Here is a 21752-nt window from a genome sequence, read left to right as displayed (position 1 = left end):
CGCCCGTAACGATGGTTTATATTTTGACGGCAGGTCTCCTGGCTCACGGATTTACGTCACTCATCTGCCTTCCCGCATTCCGGAGAATACAGTGGCACGACGCCTTGAGCGTCACGGGGATGAACGACAATCCGCTTACAGTTGCGGGGGCAGCCACGGCATTGGGCGAAAAAGATCGCCCGCACCATGTTCCCTATTAATCCCTTCGCCTTTCGGCTGCAGGAACCGTCGCTTTCTCACATAAGGGGCAAGAGGCGGGGCGTCAATTGCGATAGTGCCGCACCTCAGCACAAAGACGGGCCTGCCAGGGCGAAAATCTTTGCGGAACCGGAGCCTGCCGGTTGCGGCGCGCCTTTCGACATGGTGGTGAGCGTTTCGATCACCACCAGCCCGGATTGCGCCAGGAACTCGGTCAGAAGACCGCTATCCCGCACGGCATCGAGACGGACAAGCTGATCGCCGAGATCGGAAAAATGCCGCCTCACCAGCGCAATCGCATCCACCTCGTCACCGGCAACGACCGGGCCGACAATATGGCCCCGCCCCGCAGCACGCCGCAATGCAAAGGCGGCAAGACGATCGGCCTCGAACAGGCCGTAACCCGTATTTTCCCGGAGAAGGCGTTGCAGGACGCCCCGGCGGGAAGCACCGAAAGCCGCCCGATCCAGATCCGCCACAGCGGACAAATGATCCTCGGACAGCGGCTCGATTCTCTGTTTTCTTCCAAGCGTCGGCATCTCGGCAGGGCAGCGCGCCTTGCCGCGCAGGAGATGTACTTTCTCCGTATCTCCGGAAAAACCCAGCCGTGCGAAAAGCCGTCGCGAGGCTTCCGTGGCGTTCAACCGCAGGGCGGCGTCAGGGTAACCCGCAATGAGTTGGCCCACCAGCCATGGCGCAACGCCCTGCCCCTGCAAACGCGGGGAAACGATGACCATGCCGACCGTCGCGAAACCCTCATCATAAGGAAACAGCATTGCCGTTGCGACAAGGCGATCGATTTCGTCAAGCGCGGCAAGGCCGACGCCGCACTGCCGCAGGAAACACCATTCATTCGCGTGATATCGCCATCCGACAGCCATGGACAAAGCATGCAGATGATCGGCCTCTACATCGGCGATATCCACTGTCCGCAACTCGAAACTATCGACTTTGAGCAGCTCCATGACAAACGGCTCTCATTCCCTCCGGCGCGGAACATTGATCCCGGCAGCCCAGCTCACGACATCCGAAGATAACCAGCCTTGCCGGCAGGAATTTTCCGAAAGCGCTGGAAGGACACAACAATCTACTGAAATCACCCGTATTTCAGCAGATAAACGCCGCAGGCCGCTCTAAGCTTTTCGGCGTTGAAGCGACGGAGACAGCCATGAACGCAATCGACATTCTGGAGCGTCTTGTCGGCTTCGCGTCGGTGGTCGGAACCGCCAATGGCGACATCGCCGGATGGATCGCCGATTACCTGGAAAGCCACGGAGCGAAAGTATCGCTGCTTGCCGGCCCGGAGGGCGACCGCGCCAATCTCTTCGCCAGCTTCGGCCCGACAGATGCCAGCGGATACGTCCTGTCCGGTCATATGGATGTGGTGCCTGCCGGTGAGCCGGAATGGTCCTCCGATCCCTTCGCGCTGCGAACCGAAGGCGAGCGCCTCTACGGACGCGGAACCACCGACATGAAAGGGTTTCTGGCCTCGATTCTCGCCGCAGCACCGGCATTTTCACGCATGGCGCTGAAGCGGCCCGTTCACATCGCTTTTTCCTATGACGAGGAGGCGGGCTGCCGCGGCGTTCCGCATCTCATCGCCCGATTACCGGAACTATGCGCAAAACCGGCGGGTGCGATCATTGGCGAACCGAGCAATCTGCGCGCCGTGCGCGCCCACAAGGGCAAGGCCGCCGCGCGCATCACCATTCGCGGCCGCTCCGGCCATTCCTCGCGGCCGGATCAGGGCGTGAACGCCATTCATCTGATGACCGGCATCATGGCAAAGGCGGTCGAGACCGCACAGGCTCTCACCGAGGGGCCTTTCGAAGCGACGTTCGAGCCGCCCTATTCCTCCCTGCAGATCGGCACGGTGAAAGGCGGACAGGCGATCAATATCATCCCCGATCTCTGCGCCATCGAACTGGAAGCGCGGGCGATTGCTGGCGTGTCGCCGCTCGCCCTGCTCAAGCCGGTGCGCGACCGTGTCGAAGCGCTCGCCGCCGAGGGCGTCGACATAGAATGGACGCCGATGAGCGATTATCCGGCGCTCTCCCTTGCCGCCGATGCGCCGCTCGTGAAGCTTCTGGAAGAATTGACCGGCGCGCCCTGTATCCCCGCCGTCAGCTATGGCACGGAGGCCGGGCTTTTTCAGACGGCCGGCATCGATGCCATCATCTGCGGCCCGGGCGATATCGGCCGCGCTCACAAACCGGACGAATTCATAACGGCCGGTGAACTGTCGGCCTGCCAGTCAATGCTGGAAACACTGGCGAACCGCTGCACGGTTTAAACCTTCGGAACCACGGATTTCAGATGACTTTCTTCTTCAATTCCGACGCGAAGCGCGGCGAGATTTTCCGGCAGGCTCTGGCCCGCGACCTGCCGGAACTGCCCTTTTCGATGGATGCCGAAAGCGTCGATCCGGATGCTGTCAGGTACCTCATCACCTGGACCGTGCCTGATGATATCGGCCGCTACCGCAATCTCGAAATCCTGTTTTCCATCGGTGCGGGCGTCGATCAGTTTCACATCGACGCGATCCCTGCGCATGTGAAGGTCGTGCGCATGGTGGATGAAGGCGTCATCCGCATGATGCAGGAATATGTGAGCCTCGGCGTGCTGGCGCTTCACCGCAACCTGCCGGTCTATTTGAAGCAGCAGCGCCAGCAACTCTGGAAGGCCCTGCCGCAGCGACAGGCGGAAGAGTGCCGGGTGGGCGTTCTCGGCCTCGGCATGCTGGGCGTTGCCGCGCTGGAACGGCTGAAACCCTTCGGTTTTCCACTTTCCGGCTGGAGCCGTTCACCGCGCGAGATCGATGGTGTGACCTGCCATGATGGCGAAGCCGGATTGGCCGCCATCCTCTCGACAAGCGATATTCTCGTCTGCCTGCTGCCGCTGACCGAAGAGACCGTGGGGCTTCTAAACGGCGAACGTCTGGCAATGCTTCCGGAAGGCGCAGGGCTCGTACACGCCGGGCGCGGCAAACAGCTCGACCACGACGCCCTCATCGATGCGCTGGACAGCGGCAGGCTTTCGGGCGCGGTGATCGACGTCACCGAACCCGAACCTCTGCCGGAAGATCATCGTTTCTGGACGCATCCGAAAATTCTTCTCACGCCGCACATCGCCAGCGTCACCCAACCGCATTCGGCAGCACGCACCGTTGTCGAAAACATCAAACGATACCAGTCCGGCCTCGAGCCGCTCGGCCTCGTCGACCGCAATCGCGGATATTGATCATCCCGTTCCAGGAAAGGACACCCATGCCGCTTCTCAAGACCATCGACACGCACCCCGCCTTCGAACCGAAAGCCTCCAAGGCCCTGCCGGAACGCCTGATCTCTGGCGATCCGTCCTTCAAGACCTGGCCGCTGGACGAAGCCCGCAACGGCACCGTCCACACCGGCATATGGGAAGCGACGCCGGGCGAAAGCCGTTCGATCAAGGGCGAAACCTTCGAATTCTGCCATATTCTCGAAGGCGTCATCGAAATCACGCCGGAAGGCGGCGCACCGCTGCGTTATACGGCTGGCGACAGTTTCGTCATGAAGCCGGGCTTCGTCGGCGTGTGGAAAACCGTTGAAACCGTCCGCAAGATCTATGTTACGGTGAACGGATGAACTGGGAACCGCCGCCGCCAACCGGGCCGATGGAGGCCATGACCGGGCGCCGTTCCTGTCGCTGGTCTTGATAGAGCGGATGGCCGGGATTTTCGACCGGATAAGCGCCCGCTACGGCGTTTGACCAGCGGCCTGCGTTCGCCGCCGAAGATTGCGCTGTCTGCCGGTGGCAAAACAGGATTTTCATTCACCGCCCGCGCCGCAGTCGGTCGATGCTGCTTGCCATCAGGGATTAGCGTTGGGGCATATCCAAAGAGGATTCCACATGACGCTCAGCTTCGATCCAGACAGCTTATCCCTGCCGATCGGCCACTTCATCGGCGACCGGCTGGTTCCAGCGGCAAACGGCATCGACATGCACCGCCCCTCGGATGGTATCGAATATGCCGGCTGCCCCAAGGCGGATGCGGCGCTGGTCGATGAGGCTGTGCAGACAGCCAAGGCCGCGTTGAAGAGCAGCAACTGGGGCGGCGTGCGCCCGCGCGAGCGCACAAAGGTCTTGCAGCGCTGGGCCGACCTGATCGAACAGGAGGCCGAGACGCTGGCGAAAATCGAGGCGCTGTCCTCGACGCGGCCGGTGGGCCAGCTGATCGCCGGGGATATCGCCGTCACCGCCGAACAGATCCGTTTCTTCGCCGAATTTGCCGACAAGGAAGGCGGCGATCTGGTGCCGACCGACGATGCAAGCCTCGGCATGATCATGACCGAACCCTATGGCGTCGTCGGCGCCATCACGCCGTGGAATTTCCCCGTCTCCATGGCCGGCTGGAAGCTCGGCCCGGCGCTCGCGGCAGGTAATGCCGTGGTGCTGAAACCGTCTGAAATGACGCCCTTCTCCAGCATCTTCATGGCGCAGCTGGCGATCAAGGCCGGATTGCCGGCAGGTCTCATCAACATCGTGCTGGGCGACGGGCCTGTGACGGGCAATGCCATCACCGGCCATCCCGAAATTTCGAAGGTCAGCTTCACCGGCTCCACCGCTGCGGGCGCCGCCATCATGGCCAATATCGCCCGCACCGGCATCAAGCCCATGACGCTGGAACTCGGCGGCAAGAGCCCGCAACTGGTCTTTGCCGATGCCGATATAGAGAAGGCGGCAGCGGCCATCGCCGGCAATATTCTCTCCAATGCCGGGCAGGCCTGCGTGGCGGGCTCGCGCATCATCGTCGAAGAAAGTGCGGCGGATGCCCTTTCCACGGCCATCATCGCCCGCATGAAGGCGGTGAAGCCCGGCCCAACCTGGGACGAGACGACGCAATATTCGCCTATTATCTCCGAGGTGCAGCGCAAGCGCATCGACGGCATCGTGCAGGCGGCGGTTGCCCATGGCGGCGAATGCCTGACGGGCGGCGCAGTGATGGATGGCCCCGGCTATTTCTATCAGCCGACGCTGATCGCCAATGTCGACCAGACCTCGCCTGCCGTCACCGAGGAAATCTTCGGCCCTGTGCTGACGCTGCAGAGCTTCCGCACGGAAGAAGAGGCTCTGGCGCTTTCCGACCATCCGACCTACGGTCTGGCGGCGGGTCTTTTCAGCCGTGACGTCTCGCGCGTCATGCGCCTGTCCCGCGCCATTCAGGCGGGCACGATCTGGGTCAACCGTTATGGCCGCTCGCGCGACCACATATTGCCGACCGGCGGTTACAAACGCTCCGGCATCGGCAAGGATCTCGGACGCGAGGCCTATCTCGCCAACCGCAAGAGCAAAAGCGTCCTTATCGGACTGTAACAGGGGAAATATCTTGAAAACGCATCGCATCGCACTCATTCCCGGAGACGGCATCGGCAAAAGCGTGACGGATGCCGCATGGCAGGTGCTCAACGCCGCTGCCGAAGGCTCCGGTTTTGCGCTCGAAGGAACGGAATTCCCCTGGTCCTGCGCCTTCTACAAGGAAACCGGCGCGATGATGCCCAAGGACGGCATCGAAACCCTGCGCGACTTCGACGCCATTCTGCTCGGCGCAGTCGGCTGGCCGGCGGAAGTGCCGGACTCTGTCTCGCTGCATGGCCTGCTGCTGCCGATCCGCAAGGCTTTCGTGCAATATGCCAATATCCGCCCGCACCGGCTTCTGCCCGGCGTGCAAGGGCCTTTGAAGGCCGATGGCTTCGACATTCTCTGCATCCGTGAAAACACGGAAGGCGAATATTCCGGCGCCGGCGGCCGCGTGCATCAGGGCACTGACGATGAAGTTGCGGTCGAAACCTCGATCTTCACCCGCAAGGGCGTGGAGCGCATCCTGCGTTTCGGCTTTGAACAGGCGCAGAAACGTCGCGGCAAGCTCGCCTCCATTACCAAGTCCAATGCCCAGAAATTTTCGATGGTGTTCTGGGACGAGGTGACCCACAGGCTCGCCGCTGAATATCCAGACGTCGAGGTTTCCAGCTATCATATCGACGCCATGGCGGCCCGCATGGTTATGGCCCCGGAAAGCCTCGATGTCGTCGTCGCCTCCAACCTCTTCGGCGATATTCTGACCGATCTCGGCGCAGCCATTCAGGGCGGCCTCGGCTTTGCCGCCTCCGCCAATATCAATCCTGACCGCAGTGCGCCCTCCATGTTCGAGCCGGTGCACGGTTCGGCCCCGGATATCGCCCATCTCGGCATCGCCAACCCCATCGCCGCCATCTGGTCCGGCGCGATGATGCTCGAGCATCTCGGCGAAAAAGACGCGGCCGTGCGTATCATGACGGCGCTGGAAACGGCGACCGGCCGAGGTATCGGCACGGTGCCGGGCAAGGACAAGACAGACGCCATCACCGCCGCAGTTCTTGCGGCGCTCGACTGATTTCGGAGAATTATGATGCAGGGCTTGAAGGACAAGGAATTCTTTCGCCAGACGGGTTTGATCGGCGGCGCATGGAAGGCGGCGGCATCGGGCAAGGCGGTCGACGTGATCGACCCGGCGACGCAGGCGGTCATCGGCACCGTGCCGGATATGGGCGGCGCGGAAACCCGCGCGGCAATCGAAGCCGCCAACGCCGCCTTCGGCCCGTGGAAAAAGAAAACCCACGCGGAGCGCGCAGCACTTCTGGAAAAATGGTTCGCGCTGATGATCGACAATGTCGACGATCTCGGCCTGATCCTGACCACCGAACAGGGCAAGCCACTGGATGAAGCAAAGGGCGAAATCCGCTACGGCGCATCCTTCGTCAAATGGTTTGCTGAAGAGGCCCGGCGTATCAGTGGCGGCACCATTCCTTCACCGACGCCGGATCGGCGTATTGTGGTGCTGAAAGAAGCAGTCGGCGTCTGCGGCATCATCACCCCGTGGAACTTTCCGAACGCCATGATCACCCGCAAGGTCGCGCCGGCACTTGCGGCCGGCTGCACCGTGGTCATCAAGCCTTCGGAGTTTACGCCCTATTCGGCCCTGGCGCTCGGCGTGCTCGCCGAACGGGCCGGCATTCCCGCGGGCGTCATCAACATCGTCACCGGCATGCCGACGGAAATCGGCAACGAAATCATGGCTAACGAGACGGTTCGGAAGATTTCCTTCACCGGCTCCACCCGCGTCGGTTCGCTTCTGATGCGCGGTGCTGCCGATAGCGTCAAGCGGCTGTCGCTGGAACTGGGCGGCAATGCGCCCTTCATCGTGTTCGACGATGCCGATATCGATCTCGCCATCGAAGGCGCTCTGGTTTCGAAATTCCGCAATGGCGGCCAGACCTGCGTTTGCGCCAACCGCATTCTCGTTCAGGCAAGCGTTTATGACGCCTTCGCCAAAAAACTGGCGGATCGCGTCGACGCCATGCGGGTCGGACCTGGAACGGAAGCAGGCGTTTCCATCGGCCCGATGATCAACGAGCCGGCCATCGCCAAGATCCGCGCCCATATCGATGACGCCGTTTCCAAGGGCGCAAAGATCATCACCAGGCCGCACGATCTGCCGGAAGGTCCACAATATACCGCCCCCGTGGTACTGACCGGCGCCACGACCGGCATGCGACTGGCAAGCGAAGAAACCTTCGGACCGGTAGCGCCGCTCTTCCGTTTCGAGACGGAAGAAGAAGCCATCGTCATCGCCAACGGCACGCCCTTCGGCCTTGCCGCCTATTTCTATACCGAAAGCCTGAAACGCGCATGGCGCGTGGGTGAGGCGCTGGAATTCGGCATGGTCGGCCTCAACACCGGCGCGATCTCCACCGAAGTCGCCCCCTTCGGCGGCGTCAAACAATCCGGCCTCGGCCGTGAGGGCGCACAGGTCGGCATCGAGGAATATCTGGAGATCAAGACGTTTCATATTGGCGGGCTTTCCTGAGCCTTTTCCATCCCCGCCTAAAGGGTCGCTCTGCGGCCCTTCTTTTTGTGTGGAGGCAACAAAAAAGCGGCCTGGAGGCCGCTGGGATATGGAGATGCCCCTCTCCTCCCTCATCCTCGGGCTTGACCCGAGGATCCATTCTTCGCGCGGCCGTGGATCCTCGGGTCAAGCCCGAGGACGACGTCGAGTGTGGAAGCGGCCTCTCAGCGTCGACCCCCGACTTCTACTGAATCTTGTCCAGCATCTTGTAATAAAAGCCCACCAGCGGCAGGAACCACGGCTTGCCGAAATGACCCGGCACCGCCGGCCATTCCAGCCCCTTCAGCGGGTTGTTGTCCGGCCGTCCGAGAATGGCGTCGGCCATGATCATGCCGAGATGTGTCGAAAGCTGCGCACCGTGGCCGGAATAGCCCATGGCGTACCAGATGCCGTCATGGAAACCCGCGCGCGGATACCGGTCCTTGGTCATGTCGACCAGTCCGCCCCAGCAATAGTCGATCGGCACATGGGCAAGCTGTGGGAAGATGCGATGCAGGCTTTCCGTCAGGATCGCACCGCTTTTGGCGTCCGAACGCTGGTCCGAGGTTGCGGAAAAGCGTGCGCGGCCGCCGAAGATCAGCCGGTTATCGGGCGAGAGCCGGAAATAATTGCCGATATTCATGGAGTTGACATAGGTGCGGTTGCCCGGAACCGAGGCCTGAACCTCGGCATCCGTCAGCGGTCGCGTGGCGATGATGAAACTGCCGACGGCGATGATGCGGCGACGGAAATAACCGAAACCGGACGGCGTGTAAGCGCCGGTCGCCACCAGAACATTGTCGGCCGTCACCTTGCCGCGCGAGGTTTCCAGTTCGTGGGTCCTGCCGTTCTGGATGTGCTTCGTCACCGCCGCATTTTCGAAGATCACCGCGCCATGACGGCTGGCGGCTTCGGCAAGGCCGGCCACATAGCGACCCATATGCATCATCGCGCTCTTCTTCGAGAGCATGGCGCCATAAAAGGGCGAGCCTATCTCCGCCTTGAGATCGGCGATGGACAGAAGCGCCGTATCGGGGTCAACTTCCGCATGGACCGCCTCGAAATTCCTCGCAAGCCCTTCGAAATGCTGCGGCTTCGACGCCATTTTCAGTTTGCCGGCCCGGCGGAAATTACAGTCGATGCCTTCCTCGGCAATCAGACTTTCCAGCGTGTCGATTGAGGCGTCCAGCGCCTTGTAAAGCGCGATCGCCCTTTCCTTGCCGAGTTCAGCTTTCGCGGAGAGATAAGAATGGGCAAGGCCGTTATTGAGGTGGCCGCCATTGCGGCCGGAAGCGCCCCAGCCGACACGCTGCCCTTCAAGGACAACCACGCGTGCGCCAGCCTTGGCGAGCTGGCGCGCCGCACCGAGACCGGTGAAGCCGCCGCCAATGACAGCCACATCATAATGGCCTTCCACAGGGCCTTTCGCCGCCCCCGCGAACAGGGGGGCGGTGTCGTGCCAGTAGGAGACGAGCTTCATGGTCCGATCCTTTTCTTACAGTCCGACGACGCCCGCAAGACCACCAATATCGGCGATTTCCACGTAACCGTAATAGGGGTTTGCCGGTTCATGGCCGCGGTTCACCCAGACCTTGTTCTTGATGCCGAGATCGTGGGCAGACATCAGATCGTAGCGGAACGACGAAGAGACATGCAGAATATCTTCCGGGCCACAGCCAAGCATGTCGAACAAATATTCGAAGGCCTTGAAATGCGGCTTGTAGGACTGCGCCTGTTCGGCCGTATAGACGGCATGAAACGGTGCGCCGAGCTTTGCGACATTCGACATGATCTGCGAATTCATGGCATTGGACAGAATGACCAGCGGAATTTCCTTGGCGACCTTCGCCAAACCAGCAGGAACATCCGCATGCGGCCCCCAATTGGGAACTCGCTCGTAGGTCATTACCGCATCTTCGTCTTTGAAGGACACGCCATTCCGTTTGCAGGTGCGCGATAGGGCGTTGTGAACGACTTCGGCATAGGGCTTCCAGTCTTCCATGACCTCATCGAGGCGGTAGGCGGAAAAATTCTTGATGAATTCCTCCATCTCAGTCTCGCTGAGACGATCACCGTAGAGATCGCGAGCAGCCTCTGCCATCTGGAAATTAATCAAGGTGCCGTGGCAATCAAAAGTAATGTATTTCGGGCGGAAGATGGTCATATCGTCGTCATCCTTGCTTGGAGATTGGTGATGGCCGGTAGATAAGATCATAAAGACCTTTGCTGGATCGACGCACCGCAATTGCCGGTTATCGAAGCAGATTGTTGCGTATGCAGCCACGAGTTTGGCAGAGAGTTGCGTTCAGGCAGACCAAAAGCCGCCATCAGACACCCTCACCCCAACCTATTCGCCCCTTTGCGGATGATCTGCGGCATAAGATGCGGCGGCGGATAAAAGCAACAGCGAAACATATCGAACCTTCCCATTTGTCGGGACAATCTTCTTTCGGCATCGGTCTATCAATGAATAAGCAGAAAAACGGAGTTCCGGCATGCAGGCGAGCCTGATCGATATCCAAACGTTTCAACCGGACCACCTCGACGCGGCCGTTGAACTTTCCCGCCAGGCCGGCTGGCCGCACCGGAAAGAAGACTGGGCGCTGGTCCTTTCCCTGAGCAGGGGTTTTGTTGCCCTGGAAAACGGGCGTGTCGTCGGAACCGCCATGGCGACACTTCTTGGAGAGAGTTGCGCCACCGTCAATATGGTGATCGTGGACGAGAGCATGCGCGGCCGCGGCCTTGGACGCCAGTTGATGGGCGCGGCAATGGACGCAGCAGAAAATCGCGAGTGCCGTCTTGTAGCCACGGCCGATGGTCTGCCCCTTTATGAAAAACTGGGTTTCGCCGCCTGCGGCGAGGTGCTCCAGCATCAGGGCATTCCGGCCGCGACCGACAGGCCGGAAGGTGTCACCTGGGCGGAAACCATTGATCCGGCCGAACTCGCCGCGCTCGATGCGCAGGCTTTCGGTGCGGATCGCACGGCCCTCTTTGCCGCACTTGCCGAAAGGGCGCGTTTCGCACTCGTGCAGGAACAGGGCGTCATCAAGGGTTTTGCAGCACTTCGCGCCTTCGGGCGCGGCGAAGTCATCGGCCCGGTCGTGGCGGAAAATGCTGAAATCGCGAAAGAACTGATCGCATTCGTGTTTTCTGAACGTCCCGGCGCATTCCTGCGCGTGGATACTACCGCCGATACGGGCCTTGCCCCCTGGCTTGCCGAACGCGGTCTTGCCCATGTCGGCGGCGGCATCGCCATGCGCCGGTCGAAAACCGAAATCCCCGCCGACAAAAAACTGAAAACATTTGCATTGACCAGCCAGGCGCTGGGCTGAATCCGGAGAGACCCATGTTAAGCAATTCACTGATCGAACTGGATCGCGCCCATCTGGTGCACCCTGTCTCCTCCTTCCGCGGCCATGAGAAGCTGGGCGTGCGGGTGCTGCAATCGGCACGTGGCGCCACCGTCACCGACATGACCGGTCACCAGCTCATCGATGGTTTCGCCGGCCTGTGGTGTGTCAATGCCGGTTACGGCCATGACAGCATCGTCGAGGCGGCTGCCAAACAGATGCGTGAGCTGCCCTATGCCACCGCCTATTTCGACATTGGCAGCGAACCGGCGATCCGGCTTGCATCTGAACTCGCCGACCGCGCGCCGGGCGATCTCAACCATGTCTATTTCACGCTTGGCGGCTCCGATGCGGTGGACAGCACCATCCGCTTCATCCGCTATTACTGGCACGCAAAAGGCCAGCCGCAGCGCGATCAGTTCATCTCCATCGAACAGGGTTATCACGGCTCCACCACCGCCGGCTCGGGCCTCACGGCGCTGCCCGCTTTCCATGCGGGGTTCGGTGTGCCTTATGACTGGCAGCACAAGATTCCGTCGCATTATGCCTATCGCAATCCGGCCGGCAGCGATCCGGCCGCGATCATCGCCTCCTCCCTGCAAATCCTGAAAGACAAGATCGAAGCCATAGGCCCGGACCGGGTCGCCGCCTTTTATGCGGAACCCATCCAGGGCTCGGGCGGCGTTCTGGTGCCGCCGCCGGGCTGGATCAAGGCCATGCGTGACCTCTGCCGTTCCTATGGCATCCTCTTCGTTGCCGATGAGGTCATCACCGGCTTTGGCCGCACGGGACCGCTCTTTGCCTGCACGGACGAGGACATCGTGCCTGATTTCATCACGGCCGCAAAGGGCCTGACATCGGGTTATGTGCCGATGGGCGCCGTCTTCATGGCAGATCACGTCTATGATACAATAGCCGACTTTGCCGGCGAGGCGGCAGTCGGGCACGGCTACACCTACTCCGCCCACCCCGTCAGCGCCGCTGTCGGCCTCGAAGTGCTGAAACTTTACGAGGGTGGCCTGCTGGAAAACGGTCGCCGTGCCGGTCAAAGGCTGATGGCCGGCCTGGAAGGCCTGAAAAGCCATCCGCTGGTTGGCGATGTGCGCGGCCGTGGCATGCTCGCCGCCATCGAACTTGTGACCGACAAGGATAAAAAGACGCCGCTGCCGGCTACGGCCGCCCCCGCACGCAAGGTTTTCGACCGCGCCTGGGAAAACGGCCTGATCGTGCGCGCCTTTGCGAACGGTATTCTGGGTTACGCGCCGCCGCTCTGCTGCACCGACAGCGAGATCGACGCCATTGTCGAGCGGACGCAAAAGACGCTCGACCAGACACTCGAAGACCCGGCTGTCAGGGCCGCCATGGCCTGAGGCGATAGAAGAGGAGTGCTGCGGCACCCTCTCGAAATGTCGCAACGCACCACATATTCGCAATATTCTGCCGAAGAGCCGATCCATTTCGGCGAATCCGGCGTGCCGAAAGTGCCAAACTATCAATGCAAACGGCACTAAACGCCATAAAAAAGGGCGTAATCGCAAATGGGAACGGGGCAAGGATCCCGTCCGGGAACAGAATAATCTGCCGCAGGCTGCCCAAGAGGCCAAGGCGGCAAAGCGGAGACCGACATTGCCCAAAAAACTGAGCGACTTCAAATATATGAGCTTCGACGTGGTGGGAACTCTCATCGATTTCGAAGGCGGCCTGAAATCGACGCTGGCCGCAATCGGCACGGAAAACGGCGTGGAGGTCGATGGTGAAAAGGCGCTCGCGCTTTACCGCGCGGCCCGTTATTCCGATGCGACCGACCTGTTTCCGGACGACCTCGTCCGCGTATACCTGATCATCGCTCCGCAACTTGGCCTGCCGGCGGAGCGCGCATTCGGTGAACGCCTGCGCGATGCGGCAAAAAGCTGGAAAGGCTTTGAAGACAGCCGCGCCGCCATGGCCGAGCTTGCCAAGACGCATCGCCTCATCGCCATGACCAATGCCCAGCGCTGGGCCTTCGAATATTTCTCGAGGGAACTCGGCAATCCCTTTCATGCGGCCTTCACGGCGGATGACACCGGCACCGAAAAACCCGATCCCGCCTTCTTCGAAAAGGTCTTTGCCTTTGTGGAAAGCGAGGGAGCGTCGAAGGACGACATTCTGCACGTCGCGCAAAGCCAGTATCACGATATCGGCATTTCCCGAAAACTGGGCATGACCAATTGCTGGATCGAGCGTCGCCACGCCCAGAAGGGATATGGCGGCACCATCGAGCCGGAAAACTTTACCGAGCCGGACTACCACTTCACCTCGATGGCCGGCCTTGCCGAAGCCGCGAGACGGGCGGGCGGCTGAGCCGCTCCGTCAATGGCGCGCCGCGAACTGGGATGCGGCATGCCGGAAATTTCTTCAGATGCATTTCAACAAATCATACAAAAGGGGAAGACCATGAGTGACAGGATTACAAACTGGACCCGTTCCGACGATGCCGCCGTTGAACAGGCGATCCGGCGCGGCGCAACGCGGCGCGAGCTGCTTCACATGCTGCTGGCGGGCGGCGTCGCCCTTTCCGCCGGCTCGGCCATTCTTGGTCGCGCCTCAAATGCCGTGGCCGCAACGCCGGTCTCCGGCGGTACGCTGAAAGCTGCTGGCTGGTCCTCCTCCACGGCCGATACGCTCGATCCGGCAAAAGCCTCGCTTTCGACGGACTATGTTCGTTGCTGCGCGCTCTATAACCGTCTGAGCTTCCTCGATGTTTCCGGCACGCCGCAGCTGGAGCTGGCCGAAGCCATCGAAACGAAGGACGCCAAGACCTGGACGGTGAAGCTGCGTTCCGGCGTCACCTTCCATGACGGCAAGGCCCTGACGGCCGACGATGTAGTCTATTCGCTGAAGCGCCACCTCGATCCGGCCGTCGGTTCCAAGGTCGCCAAGATTGCCGCGCAGATGACCGGCTTCAAGGCTCTCGACAAGAGCACGATCGAGATCACGCTGGCGAACGCGAATGCCGACCTGCCATCCATTCTGGCCCTGCACCATTTTATGATCGTTGCCGACGGCACCACGGATTTCTCCAAGGGCAACGGCACCGGCGCCTTCAAGCTCGAAAAATTCGAGCCGGGCGTACGTTCGATCATGACCAGGAACACCAATTACTGGAAGTCTGGCGGCCCGCACATCGACAGTTTCGAATTCATGGCGATTTCGGACGACAATGCCCGCGTCAATGCCCTTCTTTCCGGCGATATCCAGCTCGCGGCCGCCATCAACCCGCGTGCGCTTCGCCTGCTCGACAAGCAGGAAGGTGTCGTTCTGTCCAAGACGACATCGGGGAACTACACCAACCTCAACATGCGGCTCGACCAGACGCCGGGCAATAACGCCGATTTCGTCGCCGGCATGAAGTCGATCGTCAATCGCGAGCAGATCGTCAAGGCGGCCCTGCGCGGCCTCGGTGAAGTCGGCAACGACCAGCCGGTTCCGCCGATGAACCCCTACCACAATCCGGATCTCAAGCCGAAAGCCTTCGATCCGGACAAGGCGAAATTCCATTTCCAGAAGGCAGGTCTTATCGGCCAGTCCATTCCGGTCATCGCATCGGATGCAGCAAGCTCTTCGGTCGACATGGCCATGATCATCCAGGCTTCGGCCGCCGAAATCGGCGTCAAGCTGGATGTACAGCGCGTACCTTCGGACGGTTACTGGAGCAATTACTGGCTGAAAGCGCCGGTCCATTTCGGCAACATCAACCCGCGCCCGACACCGGATATCCTGTTCTCCCTGCTTTACGCTTCCGACGCACCGTGGAACGAAAGCCAGTACAAGTCGCCGAAATTCGACAAGATGATGCTCGAAGCACGCGGCATGCTCGATATCGAAAAGCGCAAGCAGATCTACTTCGAACTGGAAACGATGATTGCCGACGAAGCCGGCACCATCATTCCCGCCTATATTTCGAACGTCGACGCCATTACCTCCAAGCTAAAGGGGCTGGAAGCCAATCCGCTCGGCGGCATGATGGGTTATGCCTTTGCGGAATACGTCTGGCTCGAAGCCTGATAGACCGTGGAGCCGGGCGCGAGAATGCGCCCGGCAGCTTTTCCGTCGTTGCGGAAAGCCTCTACAATCAGGCCGCCGCAGGAGCATGTGAATGAACAGCCGGATATTATCCCTTATCGCCAGGCGGCTGGTCGTCATGCTGACGACGCTGCTTATCGTGTCGTTTATCGTCTTTTCCGCTACCAGCCTGCTGCCCGGCGACACGGCGACGATCCTTCTTGGCCAGGCGGCGACACCGGAGGCCGTGGCCGGCCTGCGCGCCGCCATGCATCTCGACGACCCTGCCCTGCTGCGTTTCGTGCGCTGGCTTCTCGGCCTGCTGCAGGGCGAACTCGGCACCTCCTACGCCAACAACATGGCGATTGCCGATCTTATCGGTCCACGTTTCGTCAACTCCATGAAGCTTGCCGGCATTACCACCATCATCGCCGTGCCGCTGGCGCTGACCCTCGGCATCAGCTCCGCCATGCTGCGCGGCACGCTTTATGACCGAGCCGTCACCGTGCTGACCATCGGCGTCATCTCGGTGCCGGAATTCATGATCGCCACACTCGCCGTGCTGCTTTTCGCCGTCTATCTGAAATGGCTTCCGGCGCTGTCGCTGGTCAGCGAGGTTCACACGCTTTTCGATGTGCTGCGGGTCTATGCCATGCCGGTCATCACGCTGACCTTCGTCGTCTCGGCGCAGATGATCCGCATGAGCCGCGCCGCCGTCATCGAAACGCTCGACACGCCCTATGTGGAAATGGCGCTTTTAAAGGGCGCGCCGCGCATGCGGATCGTGCTTCGCCATGCGCTTCCCAATGCGCTCGGCCCCATCGTCAATGCGGTGGCCCTGTCGCTTTCTTATCTCGTTGGCGGCGTCATCATCGTTGAGACGATCTTCAATTATCCCGGCATTGCCAAGCTGATGGTCGATGGCGTCGCGACCCGCGACCTGCCGCTGATCCAGAGCTGCGCGATGATCTTCTGCGTCGGTTATCTCCTCCTCATCACCACGGCTGACATCATCGCCATCATGTCCAATCCGAGGCTGCGCTGATGGCCGACAATATCAAAACATATCAGGGAACCTCGCGTTTGGGTTACAGGATCAACGCAGTCGGCGTTTTCGGCTTTCTCGTCATTTTTTTCTGGGCCATGGTCGCAATCTTCGCGCCCTATCTCATTCCGCATCCGGTCGGTGAGATCGTCGATCTCGATTATTTCGGGCCGATGACCTCCGATCTCTGGCTCGGTTCCGATTATCTCGGTCGCGACGTGTTTTCCCGCATTCTCATGGGCGCGCGTTTCACGGTCGGCATATCGCTCGCCGCCGTCACCATCGCCTGCACTTCCGGCGTCGTGCTCGGCATGTGCGCCGCCGTCATCGGCGGCTGGTTCGATGCGGCGCTCAGCCGGTTTCTCGATGCCGTGAATTCCATTCCGAGCAAGCTTTTCGGCCTCGTCGTCGTCGCCGCTGTCGGTTCCTCCATTCCGGTGCTGATCATCACGCTCTCGGTCATCTATACACCGGGCGCCTATCGTTTCGCCCGGGCGCTCGCCGTCAATGTCAACACCATGGATTTCGTCACCGTCGCCCGGGTGCGCGGCGAAAGCCTGTTCTACCTCATCGGCTCTGAAATCCTGCCGAACATCGTCCGGCCCGTATTGGCCGATCTTGGCGTGCGCTTCGTGTTCATCGTGCTGCTTCTGTCGGGCCTTTCCTTCCTCGGCCTCGGCCTGCAGCCGCCGAATGCGGACTGGGGCGCGCTGGTGCGTGAGAACATCGGCGGCCTGCCGTTTGCGGCCCCCGCCGTCATCTTCCCGTCGCTGGCCATTGCCAGCCTGACGATCAGCGTCAACCTGCTGATCGACAATCTGCCGCAGAAAATCCGCGACAGGAGCGAATAATGAGCAATCTCGTTGAAATCCGTGGACTGAAAGTCGAGGCCACCACCGATTCCGGCCGCCGTATCGACATCATCAAAGGCGTGGACATCGACATCCCCGATGGCGAAATCGTCGCGCTGATCGGCGAAAGCGGTTCCGGCAAGACCACCATCGCGCTGACCCTGATGGGCTATGCCCGGCCGGGCTGCCGCATTTCCGGCGGCAGCGTCAAGGTGGCGGGCCAGGACATGGTGCAGCTTTCCGAGGCCGAACGCGCCAAAGTCCGCGGCACAAAAGTGGCCTATGTGCCGCAAAGTGCGGCCGCCGCCTTCAACCCGGCGCAAAAGATCATCGATCAGGTCATCGAAGTCACCCGCATCCACCATCTGATGCCGCTGCAGGAGGCACGGACACGCGCGGTGGAACTCTTCAAGGCGCTGTCGCTGCCCAACCCCGAGACCATCGGCGAGCGTTACCCGCATCAGGTGTCCGGCGGCCAGCTTCAGCGCCTCTCCGCCGCAATGGCGCTGATCGGCAACCCGAAATTGGTGATCTTCGACGAGCCGACCACCGCGCTCGACGTCACGACCCAGATCGAGGTTCTGCGCGCCTTCAAATCGGCAATGCGCAAGAACGGCATCGGCGGCGTTTATGTTTCGCACGATCTCGCCGTCGTCGCCCAGATTGCCGACCGAATCGTGGTGCTGAAAGGCGGCGAGGTTCAGGAAACCGGAACAACCACGGATATCCTCGAAAATGCACAGCATCCCTACACGAAGGAACTGCTGACGGCCTTTCATGACAAGGCGCGCGTCATCACACCCGCCAAACAGGAGCAGGCAACGCCGCTGCTGGATATCGAAAAGCTGACCGCCGGTTACGGAACGAAGGGCGAAGACAAGATGCCGCTGGTGCGCGCGGTGGATAGCGTCAGCCTTTCGGTCTATCCCGGTCGTAATCTCGGCATCATCGGCGAATCCGGCTGCGGAAAATCGACACTGGCGCGCGCCATCGCCGGCATTCTGCCGGCGGCCGGCGGCCATGTCATCTTCGAAGGCCGGGAACTCGATGCCGATGCACGGCGTCGAACCGGCGACCAGCTGCGCCGCATGCAGATCGTGTTCCAATATGCCGATACCGCGCTCAACCCGTCAAAACCCATCGAGGATATTCTCGGCCGGCCGCTGACCTTCTATCACGGCATGAAAGGCAAGGCGCGCGACGTCCGGATCGATCAGCTTCTCGATATGGTGAAGCTGCCGCGCTCGGTGCGTCACCGCCACCCTTCCGGCCTTTCCGGCGGGCAGAAACAACGCGTCAATTTCGCCCGCGCGCTTGCCGCCGAACCGTCGCTCATCATCTGCGATGAAATCACCTCGGCGCTCGATACCGTGGTGGCGGCCGCAATCATCGATCTTCTCGGAGAACTGCAGCGGGAGTTGAACCTCTCCTACATCTTCATCAGCCACGATCTCTCGGTGGTGGAGACCATCTGCGACGAGATTGTCGTGATGTATGGCGGGCAGAAGGTGGAGCATCTGGAAACCGAAGCGATCAAATCGCCCTCCCACCCCTATTCGAAACTGCTGTTCTCCTCGGTGCCGAAACTCGACCCGACATGGCTCGATAACCTTCAGCAGGATGCGGAGCTGGTGCGGGCGTTTTCGAAAAGGTGAGGGGCTGAAAGGTGGCAGGGTGGATTGGGAAGCACCAAAATCCGCCTCGGTGTCATCCTCGCCCTTGAGGCGAGGATCCATTCATCTCGACGGGCTATGGATCCTCGGGTCAAACCCGAGGATGACATCGAGATAGAGCAAGCGCCCACTAAAGAGGCCCCCTTTTATTTCACAGCGGAAACAGGCTGGTCAGCGGCATATGTGACTTGATGATCGGCGATTTCAGCACCACGAAGCTGAAATATTTGTCGATGCCCACGTCCATATCGGTCAACCGCTCCATGATCGACTGGTATTCGACGATGCCAGAGGTGACGAATTTCAGCAGGTAATCGTAACCGCCCGAAACGAGGTGGCATTCCACCACCTGGTCGATCTTTTCGACAACGCCGAGGAAGCGGGCGAAATCGATCTGGCGATGGTTCTTCAGCGTGATTTCCGTAAACACCGTCAGCGTCTGGCCGAGCTTGTTGATGTTGATCTGCGCCGAATAACCCTCGATATAACCTTCCGCCTGCAGCTTCTTCACCCGCATCAGGCAGGGGCTTGGCGACAGATTGACAAGTTCCGCCAGCTCGACATTGGTGATGCGACCGTTTTTCTGCAATTCGTAGAGGATCTTGATATCGATCCGGTCAAGTTTCATCACGTGCGGAACCCCTTTTTTGTTTTTTGAACACGCGGCATAAAATTCTGGCGCGGCAAAGGAAATCTTACCACATGGGCGAGCCCTGTCGACGTGGGGATATTTTTTTGATGCAGCATAAAGAGTTGCGGAGGCGTCGCCCAACAGCAGGAGATTCCGGCAACAGGCCCAGTCTGGCAGCGTTTACACGCCGGCTGAGGTAAATTAGGACGAATATAAGGAGTCCGACCATGCCCGCCCCGCTGCAACAGATCACGACATCGCCGGAACTGCCGACATCCGCAGACGCCGTCATTATCGGCGGCGGCATCGTCGGTGTCTTCGCCGCCTATTATCTTGCGCGGCGCGGCCTGAAAGTGGCGCTGGTCGAAAAAGGCCTGATCGGAGCGGAGCAATCCAGCCGCAACTGGGGCTGGTGCCGCCAGCAGAACCGCGACGCCCGCGAATTGCCGATTTCCACCAAGAGCCTGGCGCTCTGGGAAGAGTTTGGCGCAGAGAGCGGCGAGGACACGGGTTTTCGCCGCTGCGGGCTGTTTTACCTGAGCGACAATGAGGCCGAACTTGCCGGCTGGGCGCGCTGGCGCGACTTTGCAATTACCGCAGGCGTGACGACCCATATGCTGAGCGCCGATGAGGCGAGCGAACGTGGCCTATCCACGGGAAAGCGCTGGAAGGGCGGCGTGTTTTCGCCGACGGACGGCACGGCCGATCCTTCCATGGCGGCGCCCGCCGTGGCGCGCGCCATCATCAAGCTGGGCGGCACGGTGCATCAGAATTGCGCCGCACGCGGGCTTGAGACGGAAGGCGGCCGGGTGAGCGCCGTCGTCACCGAAAAAGGCACGATCCGCACCAAAACCGCCATCATGTCCGGCGGGGCCTGGGCGTCGTCCTTTTGCCGGCAGCTCGGCATTCGTTTCCCGCAAGCCTCCGTCCGCTCTTCCATCCTCTCCGTCACACCGGGTGCGGAGGGGCTGCCGGATGCGCTGCACACCGCCGCTGTTTCGGCAACGAAGAGAAAAGACGGCGGTTACACGCTCGCCATCAGCGGGTTGGGGCGCATTGACCCGACGGCGCAGCAGATGCGGTTTGCCCGTGAATTCATCCCGATGTTCCTCAAGCGCTGGCGAAGCCTGCGGCCGGGCGGGCTGGAAGGCATTCGCGGCGGCCACGAGACGCTGAAACGCTGGCGGCTCGATGCGCCGACGCCGATGGAACGGGTTCGTATTCTCGATCCGAAACCCAATGCCGCCGCCATCCGCGAGACCCATAGAAGGGCGCTGGAGCTTCTGCCCGCCCTCGGCAAAACGCAGATTTCCGCCGTCTGGGCCGGTTTCATCGACAGCACGCCCGATGGCGTGCCCGCCATTGGCGAAACCAGCGAATTGCCCGGCTTCATTCTCGCCGCCGGTTTCAGCGGCCACGGTTTCGGCATAGGGCCGGGCGCCGGCCATCTGATCGCCGATATCGTGACGGGTTCGAACCCGATCGTCGATGCCGCCCCCTATCACCCCAGCCGTTTCCTCGACTCGTCCTGGGGCAAGGTCGCGGATTTCTGACCCTCCCTTAGTGGGATGCGACAGGTTCACCGCTACGGAAACGGCCGATGTGAAAATGCGGCATGATGATCCCCTCGCCGAAATGATGACGGTAACGCCCCGCGACCTCGCCGGCAGGCCGCTGATTTCGTATGGCAACCATGCGGACGAAATCGGCCCGCAGCTGAACAAGGTCTTTCAACGCGACAGGCTTATGCGCGATGTCTCGGTGCAGGTCGCCTCATCGGTCGGCGCGGTACCGCTGGCGTGCGGCGGCATCGGCATCGCCCTTATCGACGGCCTGGTGCGCTGGAACAGTTTCGAGGGGGTGACGGTGCGCCCTTTCATGCCTGAAGTGACGATGAATGTCGCCGTTTCCACCAACACGGCCCGGCCTCTCTCGCGCTTCTTCAAACCCTTTGTTGGCGAGTTGCGACAGCTTTTCCGCGCCCTTCCCGCGTAGAATTGACGGACAAAACAATACCCGCAAGGCCTGAGCCCGCGGGTATTGCAGTCCACCGCATGTAGTCG

20 protein-coding genes and 1 riboswitch are annotated in these 21752 nt (G+C 60.9%); of the genes, 15 read left to right on the top strand and 5 right to left on the bottom strand.

The features are described 5' to 3' along the window. Positions 1-10 precede the first annotated feature (10 nt). Positions 11-245, bottom strand: a riboswitch (cobalamin riboswitch). A 39-nt stretch (positions 246-284) separates the two neighbouring features. Beyond that, entirely contained in the window at positions 285-1163 is an 879-nt protein-coding gene (locus N5D22_RS03655; RefSeq protein ID WP_279655908.1) for a GNAT family N-acetyltransferase, read from the bottom strand. Between the two features lie 203 nt (positions 1164-1366). On the opposite strand from N5D22_RS03655, the gene argE reads away from it, so the two are divergent. From argE to N5D22_RS03640, 3 genes are read left to right on the top strand one after another with little or no spacing between them, the layout of a single operon-like run. Further along, complete coding sequence (gene argE / locus N5D22_RS03650) at positions 1367-2491, top strand: acetylornithine deacetylase (RefSeq protein ID WP_279655909.1); 1125 nt, start codon at positions 1367-1369, stop codon at positions 2489-2491. Positions 2492-2514: 23 nt separating this feature from the next. Next, entirely contained in the window at positions 2515-3438 is a 924-nt protein-coding gene (locus N5D22_RS03645; protein ID WP_279655910.1) for a glyoxylate/hydroxypyruvate reductase A, read from the top strand. 26 nt (positions 3439-3464) lie between these two features. Further along, positions 3465-3821 (top strand): cupin domain-containing protein, encoded by a 357-nt coding sequence (locus N5D22_RS03640; RefSeq protein WP_279655911.1) that lies wholly within the window; start codon positions 3465-3467, stop codon positions 3819-3821. Here N5D22_RS03640 and N5D22_RS03635 read toward each other — a convergent pair. Beyond that, positions 3805-4008 (bottom strand): hypothetical protein, encoded by a 204-nt coding sequence (locus N5D22_RS03635; protein WP_279655912.1) that lies wholly within the window; start codon positions 4006-4008, stop codon positions 3805-3807. The two genes, N5D22_RS03640 and N5D22_RS03635, sit on opposite strands and share 17 nt — an antisense overlap. A gap of 78 nt (positions 4009-4086) precedes the next feature. On the opposite strand from N5D22_RS03635, the gene N5D22_RS03630 reads away from it, so the two are divergent. The 3 genes from N5D22_RS03630 to N5D22_RS03620 are packed head-to-tail and all read left to right on the top strand — an operon-like array spanning position 4087 to position 8080. Then, complete coding sequence (locus tag N5D22_RS03630) at positions 4087-5550, top strand: aldehyde dehydrogenase family protein (protein ID WP_279655913.1); 1464 nt, start codon at positions 4087-4089, stop codon at positions 5548-5550. Between the two features lie 13 nt (positions 5551-5563). Further along, on the top strand, positions 5564-6607 hold the full coding sequence (locus N5D22_RS03625; protein ID WP_279655914.1) for a tartrate dehydrogenase: 1044 nt from the start codon (positions 5564-5566) through the stop codon (positions 6605-6607). A 15-nt stretch (positions 6608-6622) separates the two neighbouring features. Then, positions 6623-8080: an NAD-dependent succinate-semialdehyde dehydrogenase gene (locus tag N5D22_RS03620; RefSeq protein ID WP_279655915.1), complete on the top strand. Its 1458-nt coding sequence runs from the start codon at positions 6623-6625 to the stop codon at positions 8078-8080. 223 nt (positions 8081-8303) lie between these two features. Here N5D22_RS03620 and N5D22_RS03615 read toward each other — a convergent pair whose 3' ends face one another. Continuing rightward, positions 8304-9578 (bottom strand): FAD-binding oxidoreductase, encoded by a 1275-nt coding sequence (locus N5D22_RS03615; protein WP_279655916.1) that lies wholly within the window; start codon positions 9576-9578, stop codon positions 8304-8306. Between the two features lie 15 nt (positions 9579-9593). After that, on the bottom strand, positions 9594-10262 hold the full coding sequence (locus tag N5D22_RS03610) for a haloacid dehalogenase type II (RefSeq protein ID WP_279655917.1): 669 nt from the start codon (positions 10260-10262) through the stop codon (positions 9594-9596). 331 nt (positions 10263-10593) lie between these two features. Here N5D22_RS03610 and N5D22_RS03605 point away from each other — a divergent pair, with 331 nt between their 5' ends. The 7 genes from N5D22_RS03605 (at position 10594) to N5D22_RS03575 (ending at position 19040) form a co-directional block, all read left to right on the top strand. After that, positions 10594-11430, top strand: a complete 837-nt coding sequence (locus tag N5D22_RS03605) for a GNAT family N-acetyltransferase (protein ID WP_279655918.1) — start codon at positions 10594-10596, stop codon at positions 11428-11430. Positions 11431-11444: 14 nt separating this feature from the next. After that, the gene (locus tag N5D22_RS03600; protein WP_279655919.1) at positions 11445-12818 is read left to right on the top strand and encodes an aspartate aminotransferase family protein; all 1374 of its coding nucleotides are present in this window, start codon (positions 11445-11447) and stop codon (positions 12816-12818) included. A gap of 256 nt (positions 12819-13074) precedes the next feature. Then, a complete protein-coding gene (locus tag N5D22_RS03595; RefSeq protein WP_279655920.1) occupies positions 13075-13788 on the top strand; it encodes an HAD-IA family hydrolase in 714 nt (237 codons plus the stop codon). 93 nt (positions 13789-13881) lie between these two features. After that, on the top strand, positions 13882-15492 hold the full coding sequence (locus N5D22_RS03590; protein WP_279655921.1) for an ABC transporter substrate-binding protein: 1611 nt from the start codon (positions 13882-13884) through the stop codon (positions 15490-15492). A 91-nt stretch (positions 15493-15583) separates the two neighbouring features. Continuing rightward, a complete protein-coding gene (locus tag N5D22_RS03585; RefSeq protein WP_279655922.1) occupies positions 15584-16534 on the top strand; it encodes an ABC transporter permease in 951 nt (316 codons plus the stop codon). Beyond that, entirely contained in the window at positions 16534-17385 is an 852-nt protein-coding gene (locus tag N5D22_RS03580; protein ID WP_279655923.1) for an ABC transporter permease, read from the top strand. The genes N5D22_RS03585 and N5D22_RS03580 overlap by 1 nt, the downstream gene beginning before the upstream one ends. Continuing rightward, positions 17385-19040 carry an ABC transporter ATP-binding protein gene (locus N5D22_RS03575; RefSeq protein WP_279655924.1) on the top strand — a complete coding sequence of 552 codons (1656 nt, stop codon included), beginning with the start codon at positions 17385-17387 and terminating at the stop codon, positions 19038-19040. The genes N5D22_RS03580 and N5D22_RS03575 overlap by 1 nt, the downstream gene beginning before the upstream one ends. Positions 19041-19209: 169 nt before the next feature. Here the strand turns inward: N5D22_RS03575 and N5D22_RS03570 are convergent, their stop codons facing one another. Next, positions 19210-19686, bottom strand: a complete 477-nt coding sequence (locus N5D22_RS03570; RefSeq protein WP_003506856.1) for an Lrp/AsnC family transcriptional regulator — start codon at positions 19684-19686, stop codon at positions 19210-19212. A gap of 230 nt (positions 19687-19916) precedes the next feature. Between N5D22_RS03570 and N5D22_RS03565 the strand changes: the two genes are divergently transcribed. Both N5D22_RS03565 and N5D22_RS03560 read left to right on the top strand, forming a co-directional pair. Then, positions 19917-21242, top strand: a complete 1326-nt coding sequence (locus N5D22_RS03565) for an FAD-binding oxidoreductase (protein ID WP_279655925.1) — start codon at positions 19917-19919, stop codon at positions 21240-21242. A gap of 55 nt (positions 21243-21297) precedes the next feature. After that, a complete protein-coding gene (locus tag N5D22_RS03560) occupies positions 21298-21684 on the top strand; it encodes a LysR substrate-binding domain-containing protein (protein WP_279656117.1) in 387 nt (128 codons plus the stop codon). Positions 21685-21752 lie beyond the last annotated feature (68 nt).

Origin of the sequence: Agrobacterium sp. GD03872 (genome assembly GCF_029840625.1) — a bacterium.
GTDB lineage: Bacteria > Pseudomonadota > Alphaproteobacteria > Rhizobiales > Rhizobiaceae > Agrobacterium > Agrobacterium fabrum_A.
This window is presented reverse-complemented; position numbering and strand designations above follow the sequence as displayed.